The organism is Halorubrum sp. CBA1125 (genome assembly GCF_009742825.1).
Classification (GTDB): Archaea; Halobacteriota; Halobacteria; order Halobacteriales; family Haloferacaceae; genus Halorubrum.
This window is the reverse complement of record NZ_WPCE01000191.1, coordinates 1-5,187: the sequence shown is the minus strand read 5'-3', so window position 1 is coordinate 5,187 and position 5,187 is coordinate 1. Positions and strand designations below refer to the sequence as shown.

The 5,187-nt window shown below is 72.0% G+C and carries 3 protein-coding genes and 1 pseudogene; all 4 read left to right on the top strand.

What is annotated here, in order from left to right; all coding sequences use genetic code 11:
- Window positions 1-627: amidohydrolase family protein (locus GJ633_RS13615; protein ID WP_156589249.1), on the top strand; the 627-nt coding region annotated here is incomplete at its 5' end.
- A 166-nt stretch (window positions 628-793) separates the two neighbouring features.
- On the top strand, window positions 794-1,789 hold the full coding sequence (locus GJ633_RS13610) for a MoxR family ATPase (RefSeq protein WP_156589248.1): 996 nt from the start codon (window positions 794-796) through the stop codon (window positions 1,787-1,789).
- A gap of 5 nt (window positions 1,790-1,794) precedes the next feature.
- A pseudogene (locus tag GJ633_RS13605) lies at window positions 1,795-3,020 on the top strand (DUF58 domain-containing protein).
- On the top strand, window positions 3,017-5,187 hold a 2,171-nt coding region (locus tag GJ633_RS13600), incomplete at its 3' end, for a transglutaminase domain-containing protein (protein WP_321169089.1). The pseudogene GJ633_RS13605 and the gene GJ633_RS13600, both read left to right, overlap by 4 nt.

Genomic DNA, 5,187 nt, shown 5'->3' with positions numbered 1-5,187 from the left:
GACGCGGTCGTCGAGACGCGCGATCGCTCCGCGTCCGCCTCGCCGCGGCTCACCTGCGAGGTCACGCCGCACCACCTCTTTTTGTCACGCCAGGACGCCGACCGGCTGGGGACGTTCGGGCGGATGAATCCCCCGCTGCGCTCGGAGTCGCGGCGCGCCGCCGTCTTCGATCGGCTTCGCGACGGCGACATCGACGTCGTCGCCACCGACCACGCGCCCCACACGGTCGACGAGAAGCGACAGGGGCTCGTCGCGGCGCCGAGCGGCGTCCCGGGGGTCGAGACGCTGTACCCGCTGCTCCTGGAGTCGGTTCGGCAGGGAGAGCTGTCGGTCGAGCGCGTCCGCGACGTCGTGGCCGCGAACCCGGCGTCGATCTTCGAGCTCCCCGCGAAGGGGCGCGTCGCCGAGGGCGCCGACGCCGACCTCGTCCTCGTCGACCTGACGAGTCCGCGGGAGATCGAGGCGGGCGCGCTCCACAGCGCCTGCGGGTGGTCGCCGTTCGAGGGGTTACGGGGCGTGTTCCCGGAGCTGACGGTCGTCCGCGGCGAGGTCGTCTACGAGCGCGACCCCGTCACCGGCGCCGAGTCGTTCGGCGAGCCGACCGGGCGGAACGTCAGGCGATCGTAGAAGGACCAGTCGCGACTGGACACGAGGATCGGTCCCGATTCCGACGGGTTTAGCGGCGGAACGCATATGCCGCTTCTTCCCTTACTGGTGTTACATCGATAACCATGATGATTGATCGCACGGTTTTGTGCAGCACAGTGGGCGCCCCGATCGAACCCGCACCCGTATGACCGATCCGGCTGAAACGGGTCCCGTCGCGGGCGGGACCGAAACGGCGGACGTGATCGGCGACGACGCGAGCACGACCGGGCCGGACGAGGTCTCCGCCCTCGTCGAGCGAATCGTCGACGAGGTCGAAGACGTGATCCTCGGGAAGCGCGAGGCGGTCGAGCACGTGCTCGTCACGGTGCTGGCCCGCGGCCATCTGCTGATCGAGGACGTCCCGGGCGTGGGAAAGACCACCCTCGCGAAGTCGGTCGCCCGCTCGATCGACGGCTCGTTCAAACGGGTCCAGTTCACCCCGGATCTCCTCCCCGCCGACGTCACCGGCGTCAACGTGTACAACCGACGCACCGAAGAGTTCGACTTCCAGCCCGGGCCGGTGTTCGCGAACGTCGTGCTCGGCGACGAAATCAACCGTGCACCGCCGAAGACGCAGTCCGCCCTCCTGGAAGCGATGGAGGAGTCCCAGGTGACCACCGACGGGACGACCCGGGAGCTCCCGGACCCGTTTTGCGTGATCGCGACCCAGAACGACGTCGAACCCGGTCGGACCTACGAGCTGCCCGTCGCCGAGGTCGACCGGTTCACGAAGAAGATCCGTCTCGGGTACCCCGAGGTCGACGAGGAGGCGGCGATCCTCGATCGGCTCGCCGGCGACCACCCGGTGGAGTCGGTCGAACCGGTCGCGACGATCGCCGACGTCCGACGCGCCCGCGCGGTCGTCGGCGATATCGAGGCGTCGACGGCCGTCAGGACGTACGTGGCGCGGCTCTCGGCGCACACCCGGCAGCACGCGGACCTCGGGGTGAGCCCCCGCGGGAGCCTGGCGCTGTTGCGGACGTCACAGGCCCGGGCGGCCGTCGCCGGCCGCGGGTACGTGATCCCCGACGACGTGCAGGCCGAGGCGCCGACGGTGCTCCCGCATCGGATCAGGACCGAGTCAGAGCAGACGGGTGCGGCCGTCGTCGACGACGCGCTCGACCGCGTCGACGTGGAGTGATCGCGATGGCGACGATCTCCGTCAGTCGGCGAGGGGGCCTCGTCGTCGTGGCCTGTGCGCTCGTCGCGGCGAGCGCCGTCGCGGCCGGCGGTCGGGCCGTCGAGGCGGTCGTCCTCCCCGGGGTCGTCGCGCTGGTCGCCGGCTACGTGCAGGTCGCGCGGATCGCCGACCCGAGCGTCCGACGGTCGACGCCGTCTGAGGGAGTCGTCGGCGAGACCGGCGAGGTCACGCTGTCGTTCGAGGACGCCGGTCCGGAGCGAGACGGACCGTCGTTCCTCGCCGACGTGGTCGACCGGGTCGACGAGGGGCTTGAGGGGCCGGCCGAGCCGGTTCGGACCGCCGTCGGGACCGAGCCCGCGACCTACCGGGTCCGGTACCTCTCCCGCGGAATTCGGCAGTTCGGGCCCGTCGAACTGACGGCAACCGACGTGTTCGGGCTCTTCGAGCGCCGGACGGTCATCGACGCCACCGACACCGTGACCGTCTACCCCGAGCGCGACCCGATCCCGGCCAGATTCCGCCGGGAGCTGTACGCGGCGAACGACGTCGACGTGGGACGGCGGCGCGGGGAGTTCGACCGCCTCCGCGAGTACGCGCGCGGCGACGCGCTCCGGGACGTCCACTGGCCGACGACCGCCAAGCGCGATCAGATCATCGTCAAGGAGTTCGCCGCGGAGGCGGCGCGGACCCACGTGACGATCGCCGGCGGGACCGACGTTCGCGAGAACGATCGCGAGGACGACCGTGGACGGGATGAGGCGGACGACCGTGGACGGGATGAGGCGGACAATCGCGACCGGGACGGTCGCAACCGGCGTGAGGCCGCAGACGCGCTCGCGCGAGCGACGGCCAGCCTCGCGATCGCGCTGCTCGACGACGGCGTCTCGGTCGACGTACGGCTGCCCGCCGGGTCGGTCTCGGCCGATCCCGGGGATCGCGGGCGACGGAGCGTGCTCGAACTGGCCGCCCGGACCGGCGCGGGAACCGTCACCGACGAGGCCGACGTAACTGTCGTCGCGGACGCGAGGGAGCGCGCTTCCGGACCGGCGACCGGACCGTCTCGTTCGACGACCTCCGCCGGGAGGCCACCGTGAAACGGGGCCGCGAGAGAGGTAAAAGAGGCGAGAAAGGCGGGGATAGAATCCGCCGCGGAGACGACCGTAATCGGACCGAAGCGTCGCGCGGAGACGTCTCCGACGAGACGGCCCCAGCGGGGGTGACGCCGCGGTGAGGCTGTCGTCGTCTCTCGAACGTGGTCTCCTGCACCCGGCGGTCGTCGGCGTCGTCGTGGTCACCGCGGCGTACCTCGGTACGTTCTTCGGGATAACCGACATCGTCGGCGGCACGACGCGGACGGCGGTCGCGGTTGCGGTCGCCGGTGCGGGCGGACTCGTGTTGGCGCGGGTCGTCGACGACCGGACCGCCCTGCGGCTGGCGGCGCTGCTCCTTGTCGTCGGGCTGGCCGGCTACTACTTCGCGATCCCCGAGAGCCGGCGCGCGCTGTTCTCGGTCCGGAGCGTCGTCCTCGATACCGTCGCGCTGTCGACCGGGCTCTCCGTGCTCCGGCTGACGCTCGCCGAGGTCTGGGTGCTCGCGGTGGCGCCGGTACCGACCTTTCTCGTCGGCTACTTCGCGGGACGCGGGCGACACGTCGCGGCGGCGGGCGTCGCCGAAGGGACGCTGGTGTTCCTCGTGCTCACCGGCGACGCCGGGGCGACGGCCGCGATCGCGGGCGCCGCGGGTATCGCGCTCGCCGTCGGGCTCTCGACGCTCTCGACGCCCGGCCGGCTCCGGGGGCACGCGGACACCCTGGGGGTCGTGGTGGTCGCAATGCTCATCACGAGCGCGACCGTCACCGTGGGGCCCGCCGGCGCGGCACAGCCGTGGGGCGTCGACAACAACCCGAGACTGGAGTCGACGCTGAGCGGCGACGACGAGCTCGATATCGTCGGGTCGACGCGGCTCTCGCCGGAGGTCCGGTACACGATCGAGAGTCCGGTCGAGCGGAACTGGCACACCGGCGCGTACGACACCTACACCGGCGACGGCTGGGTGCGATCGGGCGAGCCTTCCAGCGTCGACGGCCCCCTCGCGGGCCCGCCGGGTGAGACCGAGGACGTGAGCGTCACCGTCACCGCCCGGACGGAGAAGACCCTGCTGCCGGCGCCCTGGAAGGCGGTCGACGTCGAGGGCGTGGGCGCCGGGGCGGTACAGGTCGACGAGCGGGGGACGCTCCGGCTCGCGGCGCCGCTCCGCTCCGGCGACCGGGTGAGAGTCGAGAGCCGAGTCCCCGACGCCGACCCGGACGCGCTCCGGAACGCGAGCACGGACTACGACCCAGAACTCGAAGACCGGTACACGCAGCTGCCCGACAGCACCCCGGACCGGGTCGGCGAGCGGACCGAGGAGATACTCGCGTCGGCGGACGCGGAGACGCCCTACGACCAGGCGGTCGCGATCGAGCGGTACCTCCGGTCGGAGTACGAGTACTCGCTGACCGTCGAGCGGCCGGAGGGCGACATCGCCGACGCGTTCCTCTTCGAGATGGACGCCGGCTACTGCACGTACTTCGCGACGACGATGGTGGCGATGTTGCGCTCGCAGGGGGTTCCGGCGCGGCTCGAGACGGGGTATACCACGGGCGAGGCGGTCGGCGAGGATCGGTACGTCGTGCGCGGCCAGAACGCGCACGCCTGGGTGTCGATATACGTCCCCGACCACGGCTGGGTGTCGTTCGACCCGACGCCGACAGACGCACGCGACGAGGCCCGCGCCACGCGGCTCGCCGAGGCGCGCGCAGACGGCGAGACGGACGTCGACACGACGGCGTCACTGCCCGAAGTGACCGCCGAGTCCGTCGGGGACGACTCGGCGTCGTCGACCGGGAACGCCTCGGCGGCGGAAAACGCGAACTCCTCCGGCAACACGACGGCCGGCATCACCGGGCGACTGCCGGAGACGGAGACGCGGATCACCGCCGAGAACGGGACGTCAGCGTCGACGAACTCCTCGGCGGCCGGACGCTCCACGTCTCCCGGTGGGGGCCTGCCGCTTATTCCCGAGACGGGGGCGTACGTGCTCCTCGTCGTCGCCGCCGCCGTCGTCGCCGGTCGCCACGCGGGCGTTAGGCGTCGGGCGATCCGCAGATTCGGACCGTTGATCCCGCGGCGGACGGGCGACCCGAACGCGGACGCGAAACGTGCGTTCGCGGACCTCGAACACCTGCTCGCCCGTCGGTACCGCGAGCGGCGACCCGGGGAGACGCCGCGGGCGTACCTCTCGGCGCTCCGGCGTCGGGGACTCGACGAGCGCGCCGAGGTGGTGGGCGAGGCCTACGAGCGCGCGGCGTACGCGGGGACGGTGACCCGCGAGGAAGCGGACGAGGCGCGGCGGACCGT